This window comes from Idiomarina sp. T82-3 (assembly GCF_001577655.1).
Taxonomy (GTDB): domain Bacteria; phylum Pseudomonadota; class Gammaproteobacteria; order Enterobacterales; family Alteromonadaceae; genus Idiomarina; species Idiomarina baltica.
In genome coordinates, this window is the sequence record NZ_LSBQ01000007.1 from 1 (window position 1) to 22,306 (window position 22,306).

At 48.0% G+C, this 22,306-nt stretch carries 20 protein-coding genes and 1 tRNA gene; 15 read left to right on the forward strand and 6 right to left on the reverse strand.

All coding sequences use genetic code 11. The annotated features are described in order from the left end of the window. The first annotated feature begins 181 nt into the window (after positions 1–181). From AWU56_RS05995 to AWU56_RS06060, 14 genes are all read left to right on the forward strand, one after another. On the forward strand, positions 182–1,111 hold the full coding sequence (locus AWU56_RS05995) for a class I SAM-dependent methyltransferase (RefSeq protein WP_272977271.1): 930 nt from the start codon (positions 182–184) through the stop codon (positions 1,109–1,111). A gap of 161 nt (positions 1,112–1,272) precedes the next feature. Beyond that, positions 1,273–4,236 carry a TonB-dependent receptor plug domain-containing protein gene (locus tag AWU56_RS06000; RefSeq protein ID WP_006954823.1) on the forward strand — a complete coding sequence of 988 codons (2,964 nt, stop codon included), beginning with the start codon at positions 1,273–1,275 and terminating at the stop codon, positions 4,234–4,236. Between the two features lie 211 nt (positions 4,237–4,447). Then, a complete protein-coding gene (locus tag AWU56_RS06005; RefSeq protein ID WP_165477441.1) occupies positions 4,448–4,780 on the forward strand; it encodes a LytR/AlgR family response regulator transcription factor in 333 nt (110 codons plus the stop codon). Between the two features lie 72 nt (positions 4,781–4,852). Then, the gene (locus AWU56_RS06010) at positions 4,853–5,404 is read left to right on the forward strand and encodes a FlgO family outer membrane protein (RefSeq protein WP_006954825.1); all 552 of its coding nucleotides are present in this window, start codon (positions 4,853–4,855) and stop codon (positions 5,402–5,404) included. A gap of 9 nt (positions 5,405–5,413) precedes the next feature. Further along, positions 5,414–5,980, forward strand: a complete 567-nt coding sequence (locus AWU56_RS06015) for a FlgO family outer membrane protein (protein ID WP_286682009.1) — start codon at positions 5,414–5,416, stop codon at positions 5,978–5,980. Between the two features lie 64 nt (positions 5,981–6,044). Continuing rightward, positions 6,045–6,752, forward strand: a complete 708-nt coding sequence (locus tag AWU56_RS06020; RefSeq protein ID WP_006954833.1) for a DUF1499 domain-containing protein — start codon at positions 6,045–6,047, stop codon at positions 6,750–6,752. A gap of 13 nt (positions 6,753–6,765) precedes the next feature. Next, entirely contained in the window at positions 6,766–9,066 is a 2,301-nt protein-coding gene (locus AWU56_RS06025; protein ID WP_286682010.1) for a TonB-dependent receptor, read from the forward strand. 11 nt (positions 9,067–9,077) lie between these two features. Further along, entirely contained in the window at positions 9,078–11,219 is a 2,142-nt protein-coding gene (gene lpdA, locus AWU56_RS06030) for a dihydrolipoyl dehydrogenase (protein WP_286682011.1), read from the forward strand. Beyond that, positions 11,216–12,301, forward strand: a complete 1,086-nt coding sequence (locus AWU56_RS06035; RefSeq protein ID WP_286682012.1) for an ABC transporter substrate-binding protein — start codon at positions 11,216–11,218, stop codon at positions 12,299–12,301. Before lpdA ends, AWU56_RS06035 begins: the two co-directional genes overlap by 4 nt. Further along, entirely contained in the window at positions 12,301–13,875 is a 1,575-nt protein-coding gene (locus AWU56_RS06040; RefSeq protein WP_286682013.1) for an ABC transporter permease family protein, read from the forward strand. Before AWU56_RS06035 ends, AWU56_RS06040 begins: the two co-directional genes overlap by 1 nt. After that, positions 13,862–14,494, forward strand: coding sequence for an ATP-binding cassette domain-containing protein (locus AWU56_RS06045; protein WP_286682014.1), 633 nt, complete (start codon positions 13,862–13,864; stop codon positions 14,492–14,494). The genes AWU56_RS06040 and AWU56_RS06045 overlap by 14 nt, the downstream gene beginning before the upstream one ends. Beyond that, complete coding sequence (locus AWU56_RS06050) at positions 14,487–15,101, forward strand: CDP-alcohol phosphatidyltransferase family protein (protein WP_286682015.1); 615 nt, start codon at positions 14,487–14,489, stop codon at positions 15,099–15,101. The genes AWU56_RS06045 and AWU56_RS06050 overlap by 8 nt, the downstream gene beginning before the upstream one ends. 4 nt (positions 15,102–15,105) lie before the next feature. Then, positions 15,106–15,891, forward strand: coding sequence for a sterol desaturase family protein (locus tag AWU56_RS06055; RefSeq protein ID WP_286682016.1), 786 nt, complete (start codon positions 15,106–15,108; stop codon positions 15,889–15,891). A 216-nt stretch (positions 15,892–16,107) separates the two neighbouring features. Beyond that, on the forward strand, positions 16,108–17,721 hold the full coding sequence (locus AWU56_RS06060; protein WP_286682017.1) for an EAL domain-containing protein: 1,614 nt from the start codon (positions 16,108–16,110) through the stop codon (positions 17,719–17,721). A gap of 11 nt (positions 17,722–17,732) precedes the next feature. Here AWU56_RS06060 and AWU56_RS06065 read toward each other — a convergent pair. From AWU56_RS06065 to flgA, 6 genes are all read right to left on the reverse strand, one after another. After that, a tRNA-Arg gene (locus AWU56_RS06065) sits at positions 17,733–17,809 on the reverse strand. A 55-nt stretch (positions 17,810–17,864) separates the two neighbouring features. After that, on the reverse strand, positions 17,865–19,049 hold the full coding sequence (locus tag AWU56_RS06070) for a flagella assembly protein FlgT (protein WP_006954842.1): 1,185 nt from the start codon (positions 19,047–19,049) through the stop codon (positions 17,865–17,867). A gap of 66 nt (positions 19,050–19,115) precedes the next feature. Further along, positions 19,116–19,583 (reverse strand): LPP20 family lipoprotein, encoded by a 468-nt coding sequence (locus AWU56_RS06075; RefSeq protein ID WP_006954843.1) that lies wholly within the window; start codon positions 19,581–19,583, stop codon positions 19,116–19,118. 63 nt (positions 19,584–19,646) lie between these two features. Then, entirely contained in the window at positions 19,647–20,051 is a 405-nt protein-coding gene (gene flgN / locus AWU56_RS06080) for a flagellar export chaperone FlgN (protein WP_286682018.1), read from the reverse strand. A 17-nt stretch (positions 20,052–20,068) separates the two neighbouring features. Continuing rightward, positions 20,069–20,404 (reverse strand): flagellar biosynthesis anti-sigma factor FlgM, encoded by a 336-nt coding sequence (gene flgM, locus AWU56_RS06085; protein ID WP_006954845.1) that lies wholly within the window; start codon positions 20,402–20,404, stop codon positions 20,069–20,071. 93 nt (positions 20,405–20,497) lie between these two features. Continuing rightward, positions 20,498–21,199 carry a flagellar basal body P-ring formation chaperone FlgA gene (gene flgA / locus AWU56_RS06090; protein ID WP_006954846.1) on the reverse strand — a complete coding sequence of 234 codons (702 nt, stop codon included), beginning with the start codon at positions 21,197–21,199 and terminating at the stop codon, positions 20,498–20,500. A 159-nt stretch (positions 21,200–21,358) separates the two neighbouring features. On the opposite strand from flgA, the gene AWU56_RS06095 reads away from it, so the two are divergent. Further along, entirely contained in the window at positions 21,359–22,306 is a 948-nt protein-coding gene (locus AWU56_RS06095) for a chemotaxis protein (protein WP_286682019.1), read from the forward strand.

A 22,306-nucleotide genomic window follows, 5' to 3' on the forward strand; every position in this document is an offset into this window, starting at 1 on the left:
GAACGGCACTATCCACGAGCAATAAAAAGGCGACCGCAACGTTATCCGATGCGGTCGCCTAGAAAAAATGCTAGTCGTTAGCTTAACTGACAAGCATTATCCTTCGGGAGTCTTTTTTTATGCGTGATTATCGGGGTATGATAGGGACGTTTGTTTAAAACCATAACCACAAGAGCAGTATATGAACAACACAAAAAAGCAAGTAAATAACGTGTGGGATAATTATTGGCGTTCAGGAGCGGAAGCGAGTTTCTTAAATAAAAATACCTCGTTGCAACGCTACCAAATGCGGAAGTTTTGGTTTGAGCGCATGAGCGAATTTGAAGCGAAGTCACCGATTGTCGATATTGGGTGCGGGAATGGCATTCTAATTGGCTGGCTGAACGAATATAAAAATGAAAAGAACAAATCAAAGTGGCAATTAATAGGCGTGGATAGCGCGGCATTGAGACCTACTAACCCCGAGCTGGATGTTCGTGAACTAACGCCATATCAAAGCTTTAAATTAACCGGCAACAAAAAATTGGGCACGGTGGTCTCGCACTACGGCTTAGAGTACGGCCCATTAATCGAGGGGCTGACGCATTTGCATACGCAACTCAAGAAGGATGGCGCGCTTGTTGCTCTCGTGCATTCAAGTAACTCAACATTAGTGCGCAATAACAAAGCAATGTATGAATTAATGCCGTCACTGATTCGCCACTTAGAGAAACATGTATATAACTTGTATACCTCTATCCTTGAAGCGCGTGGAAAGCCGTTAGGCAAGCAAGCGGCGTTGTCGCAGCGTAAGCTCGATCAACTGGCTCATACGCATCGTAATAACCCAACATTTAAGCGCAGTAATTTTGTCCCGGCTGTACGGCATATTTTACAAGCTGCTTCAAATGGCAAGAAACTAGAGGCTCGGCAGGTATACAATGATTTTCTCAATAACATGAAATTTCATTATGCCCAAATGGACGACATGATACAGGCAGTAGAGCAAGTGAAGTCAGCTGATCACCTCGCTCAAGCTGCTGAAAAGGCAGGCTTCAAACGAGTTATGGTACAAGACGTCGAGTTTCCAGAAACGGGTGAAGTCGGCTTCTGTTTACAGGCGATCAAGTAATGATCAGAAACTGTTAAAAGTGTTATAAAAAAGTTGCCTTTGTTGTAAAAATGTGTTTTTCTTCTTCCTGAGCGCAGTCTTGTAAAGGACTGCGTTGAATAACGATTCTATTAACAAGTTGTAGAGGATCGTCATAATAATAATTTTCGGGGAGACTGAACATGAACGAACAGTCATTATTGGCGCGTTCTATCAGAACGATTTTGATGGCGGGTGTTAGCTCTGCGTTTATCGCAGCACCTGCTTTAGCACAAGATGCTCAGCAAGACGATCAAGACGTGGTCGTTTCTGCTTCTGGGCAGGAAGTTGTACAAAGCGAAAACGCACAAGTTGAAGAACGTATTCAGGTTACTGGTTCGCGTATCGGCCGTATTGGTGCCGAAGCACCTAGTCCTGTTACCGTAATCAGCGGTGACGATCTCGTTGAAACCGGTGCAATGAACATCGGTGAAGTACTGAGTCGCTTACCTGCATTGGCAACAACATTCACACTTGCTAACTCAGGCCGTTTCATCGGTACGGCAGGTATCAGTACACTGAACCTACGTAACATGGGTACTGACCGTACGTTGGTATTGGTCAACGGTAAACGTCACGTGGCTTCAGCGCCAGGTTCTAGCTCGGTTGATACCAACACCATTCCAAGTGCTTGGATTGATCGCGTTGAGATCATCACCGGCGGCGCGTCTGCGGTATACGGTGCCGACGCTGTAACAGGTGTTGTCAACTTTATCCTTAAGAAGAACGTCGAAGGCTTAGACGTTACCGCCACTCGAGGTTACGCTGAAAACAGCGACTATTCAAACGAGAAGTATACTTTCTCATACGGTACTGCATTTGCCGGTGGTAAAGGTAACATCGCGGTATCAGCAGAATACAACGCACAAGACTCATTAAATGCGTTGGATAACCCGTGGACTGCAACGTCAACGGCTAGCATGCGTTATGAAGCGCTGTACGGCCCGCGTACCGAAGATCAACTCGACGATCCAGCATACCCAGACAACATCGTAGTGCCTAATGCAGGTTACTATGCGATTTCTAATCAAGGTACTGTATGGGACCCGTTCACCGGCGGTATCTTAGGTACATTTAACCCAGACGGTTCTTATCGCGATACCTATATCGGCGATGTAAACGATACGGCTAGATTGTACTGTCAAGACTGTGATTACATCAACTTACGTCGTTACAGCGAAGTACAGCCAGAATTCTCACGTGTAAACTATAACCTCAAAGGTAACTATGAGTTTACGCAAGACGTGAACATGTACTGGAACGCGAAGTACGTTAAGAGTGAAGGTCAAAATATCGGTCAGCCATTCTTCCGCTTCTTCTCAACGGGTGCCGCAGCGGATAACTACCCTTACTTGTTCAAACGTGACAACCCATTCTTGCCAGAAGCGTTGGCATCACAAATGGATGAGCTTGGCGTACCTTTCCTTGGTTTGAACCGTATGTACGATGATGCAGGTCGTCGTATCGAAGAAAACACGCGTGAAACAAAACGCGCAGTTATCGGCTTTGACGGTATGCTCAACCAAGATTGGAGCTATGACGTTTCATTGGTGTGGGGTAAATCAGACATCGAACGTGTCAATGGTGCTAACGTAATCCTCCAGAACATGGAGTGGGCACTGGACGCGGTTGAAGACGAAACCGGTAACATCGTATGTCGTAGCGAAGAAGCACGTGCTGATGGTTGTGTGCCTTTCAACCCATTCGGTTTGGGCATGGCAAGCCAAGCGTCGCAAGACTACGTTACTACGACTTCTGTCGGTACCTCTGAAATCGAACAAACTGTATTTAACGCAACCTTCTCAAATTCATTCTTGTATGAATTGCCAGCCGGTCACATCGGTTTTGCGGGTGGTGTTGAGTACCGTGATGAATCAAGTGTAACGGTCGAAGACCCCTTTGCAAAAACGGGTGCTACCTTCTTTAACGCACTGGGCGAAACGGACGGTCAATACGACGTTTCAGAAATCTTTGGTGAGATCAGCGTTCCATTGTTACGTGACATGTTCATGGTACAACACCTGAACTTTGATGCTGCAGTGCGTTACGCAGACTACTCAACCATCGGCGGCGCTACTGCGTGGAAAGTTGGTTTAGACTGGACTATCAGCGATGAATTACGTTCACGTTTCACATACTCTGAAGCGATCCGTGCGCCAAACATCGATGAATTGTTCTCAGGCCAAAGCCAGTCATTCGCAGGTGTTGACGATCCGTGTAAAGTGTCTAACTTAGCTCAGCTATCAGCAGACGGCCGTGCGCGTCGTGAAGCTAACTGTGCGGCGTTAGGTGTACCTGCGGACTTCGATTCGAACTATGACTCAGCAACACTTGAGACATTAGTGGGTGGTAACCCAGACTTGAGCGAAGAAACATCAGAATCAATCACTGCTGGTTTCGTTTATTCACCAGAATGGTTGGAAGGTTTCTCTGCAACAGTTGACTATTGGGAAATCGACATCGATGACACGATTAGTGGCATTGGTTTCCAAACTATCCTAAACCGTTGTGTGGATGCTGAGACTATCGATAACCAGTTCTGTAACCTGATCACACGTGACCCAGATACGTCTGAGATTACATTGATCCGTGGTTTCGCACTGAACATCGCGCGTTCATTGAACTCAGGTGTTGACTTCGAGTTCGCGTACGACTTTGATGCGTTAGGTGGTCAGTTCCGCACTAACTTAATCGGTACGTACACAATCGAAGCAAAAGACTACCCATTTGCTGACGAGCCTGATAACTACACTGATTACGCGGGCGTTTTGGGTGACCAAGACTTGCAAATGCAATTGTCTGTACAGTACGGCATCGACAACTGGACGTTTGGCACAACCACTCGTTACGTTGACCGTGTAAACTTGTACGATCCAACCAGTCTTGAGACGAACCCTAACCCAAGTAACGAAATGCAGTATGGCACTTATGTCATTACTGACGTAACAGCGGGTTACAAGTTCGATAATGGCCTAGGTCTTACTTTAGGTGTTGATAACTTCTTCAACCGTGAGTTACCAGGTTATACAACAGGTACTGGCGCAGGCTCTGCAATCTACGACAACATTGGTCGTTTCGCATACCTTCGCGCATCACTTAGTTTCTAAGTGTAAAAAACGCAATCAAAAAGCCCTCTTCGGAGGGCTTTTTTTATGTTTGTCTTACAGAGAGATAGAACAAAATACGGCATTATTAATCATGTTATTTGATGCGTTTAGGTTGAATGATGTCGTGTTAGTCACAAAATATCCCATCTTGAACTGGGTGCCATACCATCAGGTTCTAAACCTTTCTGAGCCTGATGGATGCTGGCGTAGTATGGATAACGTATTTCCCGTAAGGATGGTAGGTAAAATCGTTTTCATTCCTGTCGACGATATTATCTGTATTAAAGGGGCCGCCAATTATGTTGAAATTCACACTCCCGATGAACGACTCCTTCACCGCGATACTATGAAAAATGTGGCAGATACGCTTTGCGGTAATCGTTTTCACCGAGCGCACCGCAGTGTTATCGTCAACTTAAATCATGTGAGAGAACTCACGAGCGAATTAGGCAGACTGACGCTTCTCGTGTTAAGTAATAATGACGAGATACGTATCGGTCAGTCCTACCGCGAAGGTCTATTTAAACGACTAGGCATTAGTTAAGCGCACTAACCAACTAAATTATTTCGATTTCGAGCCGATACAACACCATCACTCTTAATTCAGAGATACCTTATGCGTGTATTGGTTATATTACTCAGCTTAATGGTGCTGCCAGCTAAAGCGCACTCAATTAGTCCGTATGACGAGATCGCTGATAGGTTAGCGCAACAACTGGTAACACAGTTAAATCAATCATCACCTCGCCAAGCGCATGCCCAAGTAGGGATTACACGTTGGGTGATGTCCGACACGCTTGAATTACCGACGTCTGAAAACGCATTGTATTCCGTCAGCCATGAAGTCAGTGAAGCACTGTATAGCCATCTGACAGAGCGAAATGTCAAGCTTATCGACTTTCGCGCTCAGAATGGTGTGACGCTGACATCTGCGGGGGCGACGATGCTAACCAATGATAAACAGCAGTTAAATCTTAATCCCAACTTAGACTGGGTATTAGTGGGGACCATGAGCCGAGAAGATGATGGTGTAATGCTCAGCATTCGGGTGCTCGATCGTCGCTCTCAATCGGTGCTGGCGGCTGCTAATCATTATGTACCCAAGCATTTATATTGGCCGAATAAAAGTGCCCAGATCATCGATGGTCATCTGCAAAGAAGTCGGTAGGAGAAAAGTATGCGATTAACTCTTTTGATAGCGGCGGCATTGAGTTTGAGCGCCTGTACAGTTTTACCTAAGCCGGAGCAAAAAGTCCGCTACGATGATAACGGCAAAAGCGCAATACCCGCGCCCATCAATAGCTACAGTACGCAGTTGGCGCAGCAATTGGTAGCAAACAGTCAAATCGATTTATCGCAGACACACGTCGGCGTCACGGACTTTGTCGGTGTAGAGTCATCTTATCAGCAAGCATCGATACTGGCGCAAGCGATGTCTGAGCAGTTGCGTGGTGAGCTCGCGAGCCGAGAAGTGCCCATTATTGATTACAAAACAACGGACTTTATTCGTGTTACGCCCAAAGGAGACTTTGCCTTAACACGCGACTACCTCGAAGTCGATGAAATCATGCCCATCACCCATGTTGTTGTCGGTACGTATAGCTATTATCGTGACGGAATCTTAGCAAACGCTCGCTTGGTCGATATTAACAGTCGACATGTTGTTAGTACGGGGAGCATTTATATTCCGCGCGTTGATGCGGCACGTCTTAACTCATCTGAAGGACAACCTATTATTCGTTGATCTGGCTTAACCACGCTTTCGTAGTCTAATATCTTATAAAACAATAATTTGTTCGGGACAGACTATGAAAGCGTTGCACTCCATCTTAATTTTTCTTGGGTTACTTTCTCTTATTTTAATCGGCTTGTCCGGCCCGCTTTATCAACTCGAATGGCTCACTTTAGGTGGTGCCTTCACGTTGTTGCGTTGGGCTGTGTACCTTGCCATCGGTGCGGGCATATTAAACATTATTGCGTTATTCGTGCGCCGACCTAAGGGCGCTCGCGCAGGGCTTAGCGTTTTAGCTATTATTGCTGCATTTATTGCGTTTTATTTACCTTATACGCAGTACCAAACGGCAACCTCGGTGCCGCCTATTCATGATATCTCAACGGATACAGTTAACCCGCCTGAATTTGTGGCTATTGCACCTTTGCGTGCTAACGCGCCTAATCCAGTGGAATACGCGGGTGAGGAAACAGCAAAGCAACAAAAAGAAGCGTATCCCGACATTACCACCTATGTTTCTTCTAAATCACCGGACGAGCTCTATCAGCAGGCATTGACGGTGGCTAAGAATATGGGCTGGGAAATTATCGATACGTCGGATGAGCAACATCGGATTGAGGCAACAGCAACAACAACATGGTTTGGTTTTAAAGACGACGTGGTGATCCGCATTCAGGCGCAAAATGACGAAACACTGCTCGACATTCGCAGTAAGTCACGCGTGGGTCGCAGTGATGTGGGTAAAAATGCAGAACGTATACGCTCTTTCTTAAGTCAGCTATAAAAAGGATTTCCCGATGAAGTACGCGTGGTTGGCACTGCTTCCGGTGTCGGTAATGGCACAAGAACCTATCGAAATTATCGAGGTCACCGGCGAAGGGGAAACTCTGGTATTGCCGAGTGAAGAACCTATTGAGGGCCTGTTTGGGCTATCGAATGCATTGCAGGAGATCCCGCGCTCGGCCACCATGATATCGCGGTCACTCATGGACCAAGCGGCAATTAATGATCTACATGATATTGCTCGGTTTGCCCCCAACAGTTTTGCAGCTGCAGGTTTTGGTAATCCATCACTCCCGAGTATGCGTGGGCAACTCGGTGAGCTATTCGAGGCGGGTATGCGCCGTCAAGCCGGTAACAATGGCTTGGGTGTGCCAATGTCGTTTAATAGTATCGAAGGGATTGCCGTAGTGAAAGGAGCACCACCGGTGATGCTAGGTACGACCCAGCGCGTCGGTGGCTTTGTTAATTTGTTGCCGAAAAAGGCACTGACAGATAAAGAGCGCTCACGGATTCGCGGTGAATGGGGTCAGTGGAGTCAATATCGTCTGCAACTCGACCATAACGAAGTGCTTAAGCGTGATAAGCATGGGTTACGTGTCAGTGCTGAGTTTGTCGACCATGATAGCTTTTACGACTATACCTCGACTCGTAGCGATGATGTATTTGTCGCCTATCGCTTTACGCCGAACAGCCGCACGGAGTGGGATATCGGGCTTGAATACTATGATGTTGAGTGGACTGACAACGCGGGTATCAACCGTCCCACCCAAGCGCTCATCGATGACAACCTTTATATTACCGGACAAGGTGTACAGCCTAATGGTTCTACCGTGCCCGGGCCCTACGCTGTCGTCAGCCCGACGGGCGAGGTGGAAATTGATCGCAGTCGCGTACTGACCGATCCGGCGGATATCAATAATGCCAAAACGACGTTGGTTCATTCGACGTTTCAGCAGCAATGGTCTGACGCACTTATTTTTGTAAACCGGACCTATTATCAATACTTAGAGCGTGAAGGGATTAACCAAAACAGCTTTGTTGAGATTATTGATGGCGCACATACATTCGAAAACCGGGCTGAATTGCATATTAACGATCGCTCTATTGTAGGCATCAACTTACGCATCAATGATGTGTTGGGTTACAGCCAGTTCAGTACGGAAGCCGATTTACCGACTGACCTGACCGGTCCTATTTCAAATCGCCGCATTCCGCTGACAGCAGCGCAACAAGCCCAATTAGTGGAGTTGCGCCCCGGCTTATTTGTATCACCAGGCACCAACTATGACAACGATGGCGACGGCGTGGGCGATTATATCTTATCGGATACCACCGACTCGCTAAGCCAACAATGGGGTCTGTTCGCACAGCATGAGCTGGCACTGACTGAGCGTTGGCAAGTCACCGCAGGGGCTCGGCTTGATTACTACGATGTGACCGCGAAAGATCCGCTGCCACCCGTTGGGTTTGAAGCGGCTGAGGACAGTTACAATGACTGGTTAAGTGCGATTAGCCTGTCGTCTCAGTATCAACTTTCAACGGCGGTGATGGTTTACGCATCAGCGTACGAAAGTGACTCGACCTCGAATTCAATGGCGGGCGGTACGGTTTTAAATGCGAATCAAGTCATCGATTCACAGAATTTCGCCACCGAAAATACATTGTATGAGATCGGTATCAAAATAGCGCCAGTCAACAGTCGCTGGTATACCGATGTGGTGGTATTTGATCAAACACGTAGTCTGCGCAACCGTGACGGCTCTAATAGTGGAATTGCCACACAGGGTGTCGAGGCGCAGTGGAACTATCGTAATGAAAACGGCTTTTGGGCAACACTGGCGGCTAGCTACTTAGATGCGCACTATGATAATTCGGCTGCGTTTCAAGATACGCGTCAAGTCGCGGACTTGTTTGATAATTCACGACCGGACATTATCAATGGTACCGGTGTGGGTGCGCCTAACTTTGCGGCCTTTCCAGCCTCGAGCCAACGTTTGCAAGGCGTTCCTGAAGTGCAAGCGTCTGCTGTCGCAGGTTGGCAGCTAACACCACAGTGGTCGGTGGGTGGTGATTTGAGTTATACCCAGAGCTACCCGCTTGATTACCTGCAGACTGTGATGATTCGTGATCAGTATATGTTGAACTTAAACGCGACTTATCAAGTGACTGCCCAATTGAGTGCGCGTTTAGATGTGTTTAACGCAACCGATGAAGAAAATTGGTCACCGGTGTTTGAGGGCGGCTATTTCGGCTCCACACTCGCCTTTCCATCACTCCCGCGCCATGCGCAGCTGACTGTTGATTACCGCTTTTAGAAGGAGCCGTTGTGTCTGTAAAAAAAATTCTGCTGGCGCTGGTGATTATCGCGGCCGTTGTCGCTGCGGTGATGTTCGATGTTACGCAGTATCTCAATCTTGATACGCTCAAAGCGCAGCAAACACGTGTTAATGGCTGGTTTGAGGCGGAACCGTTACTGACTTTTGCTATCTACTTTATCGCTTATGTTTTGGTCACTGCGTTATCGATCCCAGGTGCCACGATCCTAACCTTAGGTGCCGGTGCCATTTTTGGGCTTGGCTGGGGATTGTTACTAGCCAGTTTTGCTAGCTCGGTCGGTGCTTTGCTGGCCTTTTTAAGTGCGCGCTTTTTATTAAAAGACTGGGTGCAAAGTAAGTTTGGTCAGCGGCTCGAAGCGATCAACCGCGGCGTCAAGCGTGACGGCGCCTTTTATCTGTTGAGCTTAAGGCTGGTACCCATTTTTCCGTTTTTTGTGATTAATCTGGCTTTAGGTCTTACACAGATTCGAACATGGACATTCTATTGGGTGAGTCAAGTCGGCATGTTGTTGGGTACCGTTGTTTATGTCAACGCCGGTACTCAGCTCGCAGAGATTGAACAAGTGGGCGATGTGGTCTCGGCCGATCTCATTGGCGCGTTTGTGTTATTGGGTATCTTTCCTCTGATCGCCAAATGGTTACTTACAGCTATCAAGCGTCGTCGGGCGTTTAAAGGTTTCACCCGCCCTCAACACTACGACAATAACCTTATCGTCATTGGTGCAGGCTCAGCGGGCTTAGTCAGCGCTTACATCGCGGCAACGGTGAAAGCCAAAGTGACCTTAATTGAACGCGACAAAATGGGTGGTGACTGCCTTAATACCGGGTGCGTGCCGTCAAAAGCATTATTGCATGTGGCTAATCAAGTGCATCACATGCGTCATAGCGAGCAGCTTGGTATTAAAGTTGACTCGGTATCTGTGGACTTTCAGCAAGTGCTTGCGCGAGTGCAGCAAGTGATACAACGTATTGAGCCGCATGACTCGGTCGAGCGCTACCAAGGTTTGGGTGTCAACGTAGAGCTCGGTGAAGCGACCATCAAATCGCCGTGGGAAGTGGAACTCAAGCAAGACGGCGAGTTGCGTCGCTTAACTACTAAACATATCGTAGTGGCGACGGGCGCGCGGCCGCTCGTGCCGAACTTACCGGGCATCAACGAAGTAGATTACCTGACGTCGGATAACCTGTGGCAGCTCCGCGAGTTACCTAAACGCTTATTGATTTTAGGCGGTGGACCGATTGGTTGCGAAATGGCACAAGCTTTTCAAAGACTGGGCAGTGAGGTACATCTGGTCGAGATGAGTGAGCGTTTGTTGACGAACGAAGACCCGGATACGTCGACTTATGTTGCACGCGCGCTTCAAGGTGACGGCGTTACATTGCATCTGGGCACCCAGGCGAAAGCCTTTAGCCAAACCGAGCAGGGCGTTGAGCTCACGGTCGAAAGTGAGCAAGGAGAACAGTCATTGCACGCCGATCGGGTGCTTTTGGCGCTAGGCAGACAGGCGAATCTGGAAGGTTTTGGTTTAGAAGAACTGGGCATTGAGCAGAGTAAAACCATACAGGTCGATGAGTTCATGCAAACCAGCCTGCCCAATATTTATGCCTGTGGTGATGTTGCCGGCCCGTATCAGTTTACTCATGTTGCTTCACACCAAGCATGGTATGCCACGGTGAATGCGTTGTTTGGTCGTTTCAAACGCTTTCGTGTTGATTACTCGGTGATCCCCTGGGTCACTTATACCTCACCGCAAGTCGCCAATGTGGGTTTGACAGAACAGCAAGCAAAGGCACAGCAGGTTGATTATGAAACCACGTGCTATGACATTGCCGAGCTGGATCGCGCGATAGCCGATGGCAATGCCAACGGACGTGTAAAAGTGCTGACTGAGCCGGGTAAAGATACGATTTTAGGGGTTAATATTGTCGGTCCCCAGGCGGGGGAGTTACTGGCCGAGTTTGTCTTAGCAATGAAGCAGGGGATCGGACTTAATAAAATTCTTGGAACTATTCATAGTTACCCCACTCTGGCTGAGGCGAACAAATATGCAGCAGGTGAGTGGAAGCGCGCGCATGCGCCCGAAAAACTGTTAAAGTGGGTTGAGAAACTACACCGATGGTTACGATCATGAAACGTCTCACTCTATTACTGGCTGTTATTATGTACTTGGGCTATGTTGCGCCGAGCGCTGCGCAACAACAAACGACCCCCGTGTACTTTTATGCCTGGGGCGGTAATCCCACCATTAATGATTACATTCGCTGGGCAGCCAAGGAACTGCGACCGCAAGGTATTCAGTTACAACACGTGAAGGTGGCTGATATCGCCGAGGTAGTCAAACAACTGGTCGATGGTCAGAGCAACGCCGATTTAATATGGATTAATGGCGAGAACTTTCATGCGTTGAAAGAGGCTGATCGCCTGATGCCGATACTCACCGAGCTGAATATTAAAGAGAGATTGAATGATCAGCTGAGTTGGCAAAGCGACTTTGGTGAACCGGTCGCCGACCTCGAGGTACCGTGGGGCGTCGGACAGTTCTATCTGTTGACCTGTAACACATGCGTTGCCGGTGATCACATCAGTGCCGCGGAATTACTGGAGTATGCTGCTGAACATCCCGGTCGTATTACGTATCCTAAACCGCCGGAGTTTCATGGCACCACGTTTTTAAAATCATTATTGCTGTCGCTTTCTGAGCAAGATGAAGCATTTCTCAAGCCTGTCGATGCGGTCGACGCCGAAAAACTGACAGCACCTTTGTGGACCTACTTAGACGAGTTACAGCCGTTATTATGGCAAGGCGGCGAGAATTACCCGTCGAGTGCGGCACAACAACTAAAGTGGTTCGCTAACAAGCAACTTGATGTCGCGCCGTCGTTTAATCCGAATGAGGTTAAAACACTCGTCAATCAGGGACGAGTGCCGGCGGGCACCAAACGCATCACCTTAGGCGACGCGGCTATCACCAATAGTCATTATTTAGCGATTCCAAAGAGCAGTGGTCATCCCCAGGCCGCGAAGCAGGTGATTACCTTTTTCCTATCAGAGGCCGCACAACGCAAAAAAGCTGACTTATCGGGCTGGGGCGACCCGACAGTATTGGATATCGCGCTACCCGATACGCCGGCGATGCTGCCAGTCGCGGCGGAGTTTCATGTCAGTTGGCAAACCTATTTAGAGCAACAGTGGCAACAACGATATCCGCGCTAATGATAAGTCGTATGGTGCGCGTAGCAATAGCATTGCTGTGGTTAATACTGCCGTTGGGCGTTGTGCTCTGGCAAAGCACAACGGCGTCTTTTGAAGGGGCGTTGAGCGATGCATTCAGGGCGTTGAGCGGTAGTGCCTTGCTGACATTCGCGGTGACGTTGATAACCAGCCTGATAGTACTTTTTGGTGCCCTTGGCTTGGCTCGGGGTAAGCGCCTCAGTGCGACGTGGGCGAGCTTTATTGCCGTCCCCCATGTTGCGTTCGCCATTGGTCTATTATGGCTCGTGAGTCCGTCGGGTTGGTTAGTGCGTATCGTCGACGCGTTATTACCCATGTGGCAAGGGCCCTTACAGTCCAGTTGGCTCAGTAGCAAAAGCGCCTTTACCCTGATGGTGGTGTTAGTGCTCAAAGAACTACCATTTTTAATACTAATGACGCAGGCGAATGTTCAACAAATGCCCGTTCTACGCTGGCAACAGCAAGCACAGGCGTTAGGTTACAGTCGCCGCAGGTTTTGGTGGTTGATAGTCGTACCCGCTTTACTTAGACGAATCCGTTTGCCGCTTTACATCATTGCCATTTACACCGTGTCTGTGGTCGACATTCCATTGCTCGTTGGGCCTAACGCGCCCGCACTTTTGGCACAGGCAGTGTTTGAGCTGAACTGGCAGTTTACTAGCAATACGCAAGGATTAGTCCATTGGGGTTCGTTGCTTTTGGTGCTTGTGGCTATAGTCACCTTAGTCGTGCTACGTGTCGTCGAATGGGTACTGCAGCGTTGGCTTAGCTCCCTTGCTGCAAGCGGAAAGCGGACACCCGTCGCTCAAACCACAGGTAAACGTGCGGGTCTCCCTTGGTTTTGGGCGGGATTGGCAGTCATTATTTTTATGAGTTTATTACTGCAGTCAGTTCAGCAGTCATGGTTTTATCCGTCCTTGTGGCCGCAGGGTTGGCAATGGTCACGTTGGCTCGCCGAATGGCCCTATATCGCACCTTTGCTTTACAACACTTGGATACTCGCCGTACTAAGTGCCACGCTAGCTTGGTTGTCAGCCGTCGCACTATTGGAAGTGCAGGCGCAACGTCAGCAACATCAACTGCACGTTGGCTGGCTGGCAATGCTGATGGTGCCGCAATTAGTTTTGGTTTTGGGCTGGCAACAGACTATCGGACCCGATAGCGGGTTGATTGGGTTGTTATGGTCTCATACTGTGTTTTGTTTTCCTTATGCGTACTTAACATTGCACGGAGCTTACCATGCGTATCCTAGACGGTGGCTCTGGCAGGCGCGCAGTCTGGGCTATGGTCCTTGGGCGGCATGGTTTAAAGTATTAGCCCCCATGTTAAAGCGACCATTAGCTTTAGCTTGGGCGATGGCATTTTCTATCAGTGTAGCTCAATATTTACCAACTCAATGGCTGGCGCCGGTGACCCATCCTACGTTGACCACTGAGGCTGTCAGTATTGCATCGGGCGGGGATTGGCGACTCGGTAGTGTCTATGCGCTGGCACAATGGGCGAGTGTTTGGATCGTATTCATGTTGGCTTTATGGGGGACACGTGCTCGAAATTAATCATCTCACTATGGTGTTTAAATATCATCAGTTAGTGATTCCATCGCTGACTGTATCAGCCGGTGAAGTACTGACGCTGACAGGTGCCAGCGGTATTGGTAAATCAAGTTTATTACAGTGGATACTGGGTGTACCGCAACCTGACATCACGATTGAAGGTCAGATCAAACTCAACGGCGAGGATGTAGGAGCGTTACCAATTGAGAGCCGACAGATAGGGTTAGTGACACAGCAAGTGGATTTATTTCCGCACATGACCGTCGAGCAAAACCTATTGTTTGCACTCGCTACTAAGCAGGGTGATGATGCAGCGCGGCACGACTGGGTAAAACAAGAGCTAGATTCGGTTGCACTCACGGACTACGCCACGGCCTACCCAACGGAGCTCAGCGGTGGTCAAGCAGCCCGCATTGCCTTGTTACGCAGTCTTGCATCGGCGCCTAAGAGTATACTGCTTGATGAACCCTTTTCAGCGCTCGACGTAAAACTAAGAAAGACCATACGCGATTTTACTTGGACAACGCTGACAGCAGCCAGCATGCCTGCCATCTTGGTGACGCATGACGTACAGGATGCCCCCGGCAACATCGTCAACTTAGAAGATTACTACTATGATTGATCGCTACTTGATTCCGCCATTGCATCGGTTGCTCAATAAACCCGGACAATGGATCGCTGCGCGTTCTATAACGGCGAATCAAGTGACCCTAATAGGGTTTATTATAGGTATGTTGGCACTGCCACTACTCGCCGTGGGTGCGTTTGAGCTGGCGCTTATCGCGATTTTATTCAATCGTATTGCAGATGGGCTTGATGGTGCCGTTGCTCGGTGTACTGAAACAACCGATGCAGGTGGTTTTTTAGATATTGTCTTGGACTTTATTTTCTATCAAGCGGTGGTGGTCGGGTTTATTTTAAATAGTCCACACGAGCACTTGTTACCTGGACTCTTCTTAATGTTGTCTTTCGTTGGCACTGGCACCAGCTTTTTAGCCTTTGCTGTGCAGGCGTCTAAACGGGGGGTGGACAACCCGCATTATCCGAACAAGTCGATGTATTACATGGGCGGACTTGCCGAAGGTTTTGAAACCTTCGCAGTTTTTATTGTGTTGTGTTTACTGCCGCAGCATTTTGGCATCATCGCTTGGTTATTTGGCGGGGTGTGTTGGGTAACGACGACAACACGTATTTGGGCCGGCTTTAAAACGCTCAAGGCATACGAGTAAAACGATGGAAACATGGATTCGATTAAGCATTTTTCTCGGTGTACTGGCACTCATGCTTTTATGGGAAGCAAGACAGCCTAAACGTGTAGCGCGAGTGAGTCGCTGGCATCGTTGGCGCAGTCATCTTGCTCTGATCCTCACATCAAGTGTGCTCATGCGCTTAGTTGCTCCGATTGGCTTAACAGGGATTGCTTTATGGGTCACTGACAACAGCTGGGGCGTGTTTAATCAATTTGAGCGACCATTGTGGCTCGCCATTGTTTTGGGTGTAATTGCACTGGATCTTGTACTGTATTGGCAACATCGAGCGTTCCACCGTATACCATGGCTATGGCGTTTGCATCGGGTACATCACGCAGATCCAGACTTTGATGTGACTACTGGGGTGCGCTTTCACCCGATTGAGATGTTGCTCAGCTTGGCCATTAAAGCCGCTACGATCACCTTACTGGGTATACCGGCGAGTGCTGTATTGATATTCGAAATAACTTTAAACGCTTGCTCGTTGTTTAATCATGGTAATGTGCAGCTACCTCCAAAGCTCGAATCGATTGTACGTAAAATTCTTATTACTCAAGAATTACACCGTATTCATCACAGTAGTCTTAAACGCGAGACGAATAGTAATTATGGCTTCAGTGTAGTCTGGTGGGACTGGCTATTTGGTAGTTACACCGATCGAGCGAGCGCGGGGTCTGATCACGTCGATATTGGCTTACAAGCGTATCGCAACGAAAAACAGAACACACCTTATATCGAGTTAATAAAGCTCCCCTTTTACAAAAAATAGCAACGCTTGCGTAAGCTTTAATAAACATGATACTCATAGCAAAACAAGGAAGGTTTAAAACACACGATACTCTAAGTAAAAAAACAACGCATGAGTATGATATTAAGACTAGCGTTGCCTATTACAAACAGTGCTACTATTAATTAAGAAACATTAAACGAATAGTAGTAAGTCTCTTTTTAATTATGTATAAAAAATGAGCTAAAGGAATGGTTTATGCACCAAACGTGTGAGCGTTATGAGATTTTTGATAATAGTCGCATCGCGATCGTCATTGTCGACAGCGACCGTATTGTCACGTTCGCAAACCAAGGCGCTCAAGATCTACTGGCAAATAATGTCGATATTGGTAAGCAGCTTGCGGTGCACCTCCCAAATGACGATAAACAGTTTTTTTCAAGATCCTTTCAGCCCAATGAAATAAGCGGACAGCCTATTTATTATTGCGCTATTGCCGTGACCGATAACGGTGAGCGCCACTTCTTGATTTATCTGCATCCGTTTAATATGAAATTAAGCGGTTCAGAGCATTTGCCGTTTTTGGCACAGCATGACCCATTAACCGGCTTACCCAACCGTAATCAGTTTATAAAACGTCTTCAGCGGCACTGCTCATCAGACGCCTGTGAAAAAACACTGACCGCGGTTGTATTTATTGATTTAGATGGATTCAAAGCGATCAACGATAGCTTAGGTCACGAAATGGGCGATAAGCTATTACAAGTTGTGGCAGGGCGGATTCGGAATCAGTTGCGTAACTCCGATACGTTAACGCGATTAAGCGGTGATGAGTTTCTCATTATTCTTACCGGTTTAGAAGCGCGCCAAGATGCAGCAACGGTGACACAGCGTATCCTCGATGACCTTGCCCGACCGTACAAAATTGACAGTACTGATCTCTACATTACCGCAAGTGCTGGATTGACCTATTGTCAAGATCGCACGGCACGCGCAGAAATCATGATTCAGCAGGCCGACATTGCCATGTTTGAAGCTAAGCGCGCCGGCAGAAACACCTTCCAGTGGTTCGATAAAGCGCTCAATGATGAGGTGAACCGAGCACTATTAATTCGCAACACCGTGCAAAAAGGTCTCGATAAGCAACAATTTCATTTGGTCTATCAACCTCAAATTTGCCTTGAAGCAGAGACGGTCTGTGGCATCGAGGCACTAGTACGCTGGCGCCATCCCGATATTGACGGCTTATCGCCCGCCGAGTTTATCCCCATCCTCGAGAGTTCTGGCCAAATTATCCCGCTCAGTTATTGGATCATGCGCCAGGCTTTTAGTGATTGGCACAAAATAAAGCCTTACTTAGCTGAAGGAGCGCGTGTATCGGTGAATGTCTCAACGGTTCATATTTCACGTTCGGACTTCATGGAACAACTTGAGCGCGTCATGTTGGAGACAAACATCAAGCCCAGTGATATTAAGTTAGAAATCACCGAGTCAATGATGTTACGAAACGCGCAAACGGCTGTCGCGACGCTCGACAAATTAGCCGATAAAGGAATCGCGATCGCGCTGGATGATTTTGGTACAGGCTTCTCAAACTTGAGATACCTCACGCAAATGCCTATTTCGGACGTCAAGCTCGACCGTAGTTTTATCCGTGATATCGATACCCATAAAGCAAATCAAGCGATAGTGAGAGGTATCACCAGTATGTCTCATGAGCTAGGGCTTAAAATTGTTGCTGAAGGCGTGGAAACACTATCGGAAAAGGCAGAGGTCAAAAAACTTCAGGCAGACATTATGCAAGGTTATCTTGAAGCAACACCGCTGCGGTTTGAGCCGCTCATTGAGTTTTTAACAAAACGTCATCAATAATTCAGTAAACCTGGCGTCCCCGGCAGGAGTCGAACCTGCGACCTGCCGCTTAGGAGGCGGCTGCTCTATCCTGCTGAGCTACGGGGACAACCGAGTGAGCTGGCAAAGTATGCCAGACTCAGATTAAGCTTTCCAGCCAACCACTATCTCGAACTCGTGTTTTTCGACACGGCGGGGATCACCCAATCGTTGATCTGCACATTGGTTAATACATCAGTATTGTCGAGAGAGGCGACTGCACTATCAGGCTGCACCTGTTCAACCGTAACGGTAAAACGACTAACCTGCCAGCGCTGACGAAAATGTCCTTGCGCGTCGACATAGTTGCTAGGATGAACCACCTTTAATGTGTCACCGACCTTCACCCCATGCGATGAGCCCAGGTTGACCTGGATCTTTTGCCGATCATGCCAAACAACTCGACCACGGGTGGGTTTACACTGCACTTGCATCTGTATCCCTGTCGCCAGCTCTTCTAAGGATGAGGCAAGTGAGACACCAAAGGGTGCGTTCCAAAACGTATTAGTCGCGACATCAACCTGAGCATTACGCGAGAACGTCCAAGGTTCAGCATCCTCGACGCGTGCGCGAGTAATGAGTTCGCCACTCATTGCGTCGAGCAAATACAGGGTGAGAGAAAAATGCCGTGTTGGTTGCTGATCGAATACGCCCAAGAATGCGTTGTTTTCGGTCACCGAAAGGTCGTCAAAAATACCTAAAATGACAAATTGACTGTCATTGGCGTACCCAATCTGACGTCCGATACGACCGACTTCATTTAAGTTCAGTCCATCCAGTGCTGCCTGAAGTCCGGCATGACGTTTTAATGTATGAGTGACAAAAAGTTGCTCGCTTTGTCGGGCGATATCCCGTGCAAGATGCTGAGCCGCCACTTCACCCAAGTCCCACACCTGTCCGTACGCAGCATGTTCGCGATTCGAAAATTCGAACGGAGCAATAGTGACACCGGCTTTGTAGCGTTGACCTGCACAACTGTCCTGATTAGACCAAATCTCGGTTTGAACGAGCACGAATACGCGACCATCTCGGGTTTCTTCACGCAAGACTTCAACTCGTTCAAGCTCTCCGGAAGCCGCGAGTTCAGTTTCTTGGTTTTGTATGACACCGTTAACAACCAGTTGATTCGAACGAATCGTACTTCCGGTCATCATCAACGCTTGCTGGAGTGCGTTCTCAATAGCCTGATCCCGAGCTGCCTGAGTATCTCCTCCCACAATGCGAGCACTACCTTCCACCTCAATGACACGGGCAAACACAGGGAGTGTCATAATTCCGACGATAATGCCAATAATCAACGTACGCAGCATAGAAAAACCTTTAATCAATGACCCTCAAGGGCTGTGTGATTAAAGCAAGCAAGAATTAGACCAAAATTAGTAGTAGACCACACGTTTAATGGTTTGCTTACGACTCGTACTCTCGTACAACTGATGCACCTTCGCAAAATCAAGACGCAGCTCAGTGGCATAATAATCGCCTACTGTGTAGGTTCGTACGACCTCAGCTCCGCGGATAACACCATCAACCGATGCTTGAAATTGGTCGTTGCCCAGCGACCAATTTTGTACTGAGGTATTGCCGGAAATACGTTGACCATAAACTTGCTCGGCGAGCTCGCGATAGGCTTCGAGCTTGGATGCGCGCATTGCGGCGAGGTCTTTATGTTGAGGCGTTTCGCCAGGTTGCGCATCGATGGGGGCAAACCCCGTTGCCGTTAACACAGGAAAAGTATCGGGTGTTTTAGTTTCCCACTCAACGTATTGTTGGTCATGCACTAAACTACAACCGGATAGCGCCACCAACGTAGAAAATACGAACGCAATTGATGCTGACCGCTTCATACAAACCTCGTTAGAACCCATAAAGGATGATTACAAAGGTTAACGGCAACAGCGTAGAATTCTTTAGCGAATACGACCTTTAGAATCGTAAGTGACGGTATCGCCGCGGGCTTGAGAGGCATGACGAATAATCGTTTGCTTAAGCTGCTCGATATTAGAGAGTGTGCGGTTGACAACCTGCTCGTTAACATCGCTTTGCTGTTTTACACGCGCCAGTAAGTCATTAATGATACGCATCTGAGCAGCGAGCTCGTCGTCAGATTGAAGTAATGATTTATCAGGATGTTGCGCGATAAATGCGTCGTACTCTTGTAGTTGCTCAACGAGCGTCGCTTTGATGTCTGTCAATTCGGCTACGCGCGCATGCTCGCGCTCAACTACAGCGGTCAATTCATGGTGCTGACACTCGCGCAACTGTTCGAGCGTTTGTGTCATTAAATCGAGAACTTCAGTTAATGGGGTAGACATAAATGTATTACTGCGCCCTATGATTGTTTATCAGTATCAATGGAGTCGCCGAATAAGTCACCCTCAAACTGTGCCAGTTTTGACGCTAGGCGCTCAACGTCTACTTTATAGGAGCCGTTTTCGATTGCCGCTTTAATGCGGTCTACTTTCGCTTGATCGATGCCGCTACTGTTCATTGCTTTTTCCTGTAAAGCATTGATGTTTTTCGCTTCCGATGTCAACGACACCGACTCAGCACTTTTTTGCGTTGCGCTGTCGGTCTGACCATTACTGTTGCTAGACACTTGACGTTGTGTCTGTTTGGTGTCAATCGTATTGTTCTTAACACCGTTATTGTTGATATTGATTGCCATGATGAAACCTCATTAACTATACGTTCTCAATTTGCTATCGGCGTCGCGACACATAACTTTAGCTGAATATATAAAAAAACTACGTATATTTACCTACAAATTGACGGTAACTTCGTTTAAACCTGTCACTATCGCCTCTAACGACTTGTTTGAACGGACATTTTTCACGGCAACCGACTCACCTTGCAAGCCATCAGCAAGCGCTTCCCCCGTCGCAGTAATTTTTAACGCTTTACTCTTAGCCACTATTGTAACCTGTTCTCCCTCGCATACAAGACATGTGTCACGCGCCTCAATGGCCTTACCCGCCGCAACTCGGCGCTTAGTTCGCGAGCCAATCAGCAATTGATTATCTTCAAACAGGTTAGCTCGCACTTGACTAACATCGACCTCCACTTGGGTTAAGTCGGAGGCGGCAATCAAGTGCCCCGGTTGCATCGGGGTCGCGGCTGCCCAAACGGTCTTATAGCGATAAATACGAACGGGCACATAAGTACGCCACGCCGGTTGCGACTGGCATTTAATTTCTACCGTGGTATAACGTTCCAAAGAAGAGTTACGCGCGAAATCAACTTGAGGTTCGTGGGCACACAGTTTGGGCGTCATACGTGGATCAAGCGAATTCGCTACAACTTCAACCCGACCGCTATCGGGTTGGACAATTTGTTGGTTTACAAAATTATCCGCCATGGCTTGTAACTGTTTATAGTTGTAAGTGTCGGAATCCGCCATGGCGACCGATGAGGTCAATATGAGAAAAATCGAACTGATTATCTGCAAGGTTCGTACTATCATACCAACTCCGTTTAAAGTTTTAGGTGACTCAGGCCGACAACAACCGTAATGGGTTGTTTTAGTCGTCAATCGATTGACACAGCCGCCTGAGAAAGACGCTTAACGGTATTGCAAGCAAAGAACATGCCAGCGCATGAGGCGCGGCAAACAGGAGCACACATGGCCAGTATCCTCGACTCGGTGAATCAACGTACACAAATGGTGGGTCAAAACCGCCTTGAACTGCTGCTATTTCGATTAGCAGGAAATCAACGGTTTGGCATCAACGTATTTAAAGTACGCGAAGTGTTACCCTGTCCACGCCTGACATCGATTCCTCGCCGTAATCGACTCGTGCGAGGTGTCGCGCACATTCGGGGACAAGCAATCTCCATCATTGATTTGAGTATGGCGACTGGCGGACCTGCAATCACTGATGTTGAAAATCGCTTTATTATCATTGCCGAGTACAATCGGACCGTACAGGGATTCCTGGTCGGGGGCGTTGATCGTATTATCAATATCAACTGGGAAAACATCATGCCGCCGCCGAAGGGGACCGGGCGAGATGCTTATTTGACGGCAGTCACTGAAATCGACGAAAAGCTCGTCGAGATTATTGACGTCGAACGGATTCTAGCCGACATCACGCCAGTCAATACGGATGTTAGCGACGAAGTTAAAAATCAACCGATTAATGTCTCGAAAGATAACTTGACGATTTTAATAACCGATGATTCCGCGGTGGCTCGTGGACAAATAAAGCGTGCGCTCGAATCATTGGAGATTCCACTGGAAGTTAAAAAGAACGGTAAAGAAGCGTTGGATTGGTTGAAAGAAAAAGCGCAAGAGGTGTCGGGTGATGTGCATCCTCATGTTCCTGTTATCGTTTCCGATGTCGAAATGCCCGTTATGGATGGCTACACCTTAACTGCAGAAATAAAAGCCGATCCCCAACTGGCAGCGGTTCGTGTTATTCTACATACGTCGCTCAGTGGTGTGTTTAACCAAGCGATGGTTAAAAAAGTCGGTGCCGATGACTTCATCGCTAAATTTCATCCCGATGAACTCGCCTCGGCAGTTAAAAAGTGGCTCAATGAAGAGAATATTGTCGCTGATGTCGATTAA

Coding starts and splice junctions, on each gene's coding strand:
- AWU56_RS06060 (WP_286682017.1), top strand. CDS start 16,108: ATGCACCAAACGTGTGAGCGTTATGAGATTTTTGATAATAGTCGCATC.
- AWU56_RS06075 (WP_006954843.1), bottom strand. CDS start 19,583: ATGAAGCGGTCAGCATCAATTGCGTTCGTATTTTCTACGTTGGTGGCG.
- AWU56_RS05995 (WP_272977271.1), top strand. CDS start 182: ATGAACAACACAAAAAAGCAAGTAAATAACGTGTGGGATAATTATTGG.
- AWU56_RS06010 (WP_006954825.1), top strand. CDS start 4,853: ATGCGTGTATTGGTTATATTACTCAGCTTAATGGTGCTGCCAGCTAAA.
- AWU56_RS06015 (WP_286682009.1), top strand. CDS start 5,414: ATGCGATTAACTCTTTTGATAGCGGCGGCATTGAGTTTGAGCGCCTGT.
- flgN (WP_286682018.1), bottom strand. CDS start 20,051: ATGTCTACCCCATTAACTGAAGTTCTCGATTTAATGACACAAACGCTC.
- AWU56_RS06025 (WP_286682010.1), top strand. CDS start 6,766: ATGAAGTACGCGTGGTTGGCACTGCTTCCGGTGTCGGTAATGGCACAA.
- AWU56_RS06055 (WP_286682016.1), top strand. CDS start 15,106: ATGGAAACATGGATTCGATTAAGCATTTTTCTCGGTGTACTGGCACTC.
- AWU56_RS06095 (WP_286682019.1), top strand. CDS start 21,359: ATGGCCAGTATCCTCGACTCGGTGAATCAACGTACACAAATGGTGGGT.
- AWU56_RS06070 (WP_006954842.1), bottom strand. CDS start 19,049: ATGCTGCGTACGTTGATTATTGGCATTATCGTCGGAATTATGACACTC.
- AWU56_RS06035 (WP_286682012.1), top strand. CDS start 11,216: ATGAAACGTCTCACTCTATTACTGGCTGTTATTATGTACTTGGGCTAT.
- AWU56_RS06020 (WP_006954833.1), top strand. CDS start 6,045: ATGAAAGCGTTGCACTCCATCTTAATTTTTCTTGGGTTACTTTCTCTT.
- flgM (WP_006954845.1), bottom strand. CDS start 20,404: ATGGCAATCAATATCAACAATAACGGTGTTAAGAACAATACGATTGAC.
- AWU56_RS06050 (WP_286682015.1), top strand. CDS start 14,487: ATGATTGATCGCTACTTGATTCCGCCATTGCATCGGTTGCTCAATAAA.
- AWU56_RS06000 (WP_006954823.1), top strand. CDS start 1,273: ATGAACGAACAGTCATTATTGGCGCGTTCTATCAGAACGATTTTGATG.
- flgA (WP_006954846.1), bottom strand. CDS start 21,199: ATGATAGTACGAACCTTGCAGATAATCAGTTCGATTTTTCTCATATTG.
- AWU56_RS06040 (WP_286682013.1), top strand. CDS start 12,301: ATGATAAGTCGTATGGTGCGCGTAGCAATAGCATTGCTGTGGTTAATA.
- AWU56_RS06005 (WP_165477441.1), top strand. CDS start 4,448: ATGGATAACGTATTTCCCGTAAGGATGGTAGGTAAAATCGTTTTCATT.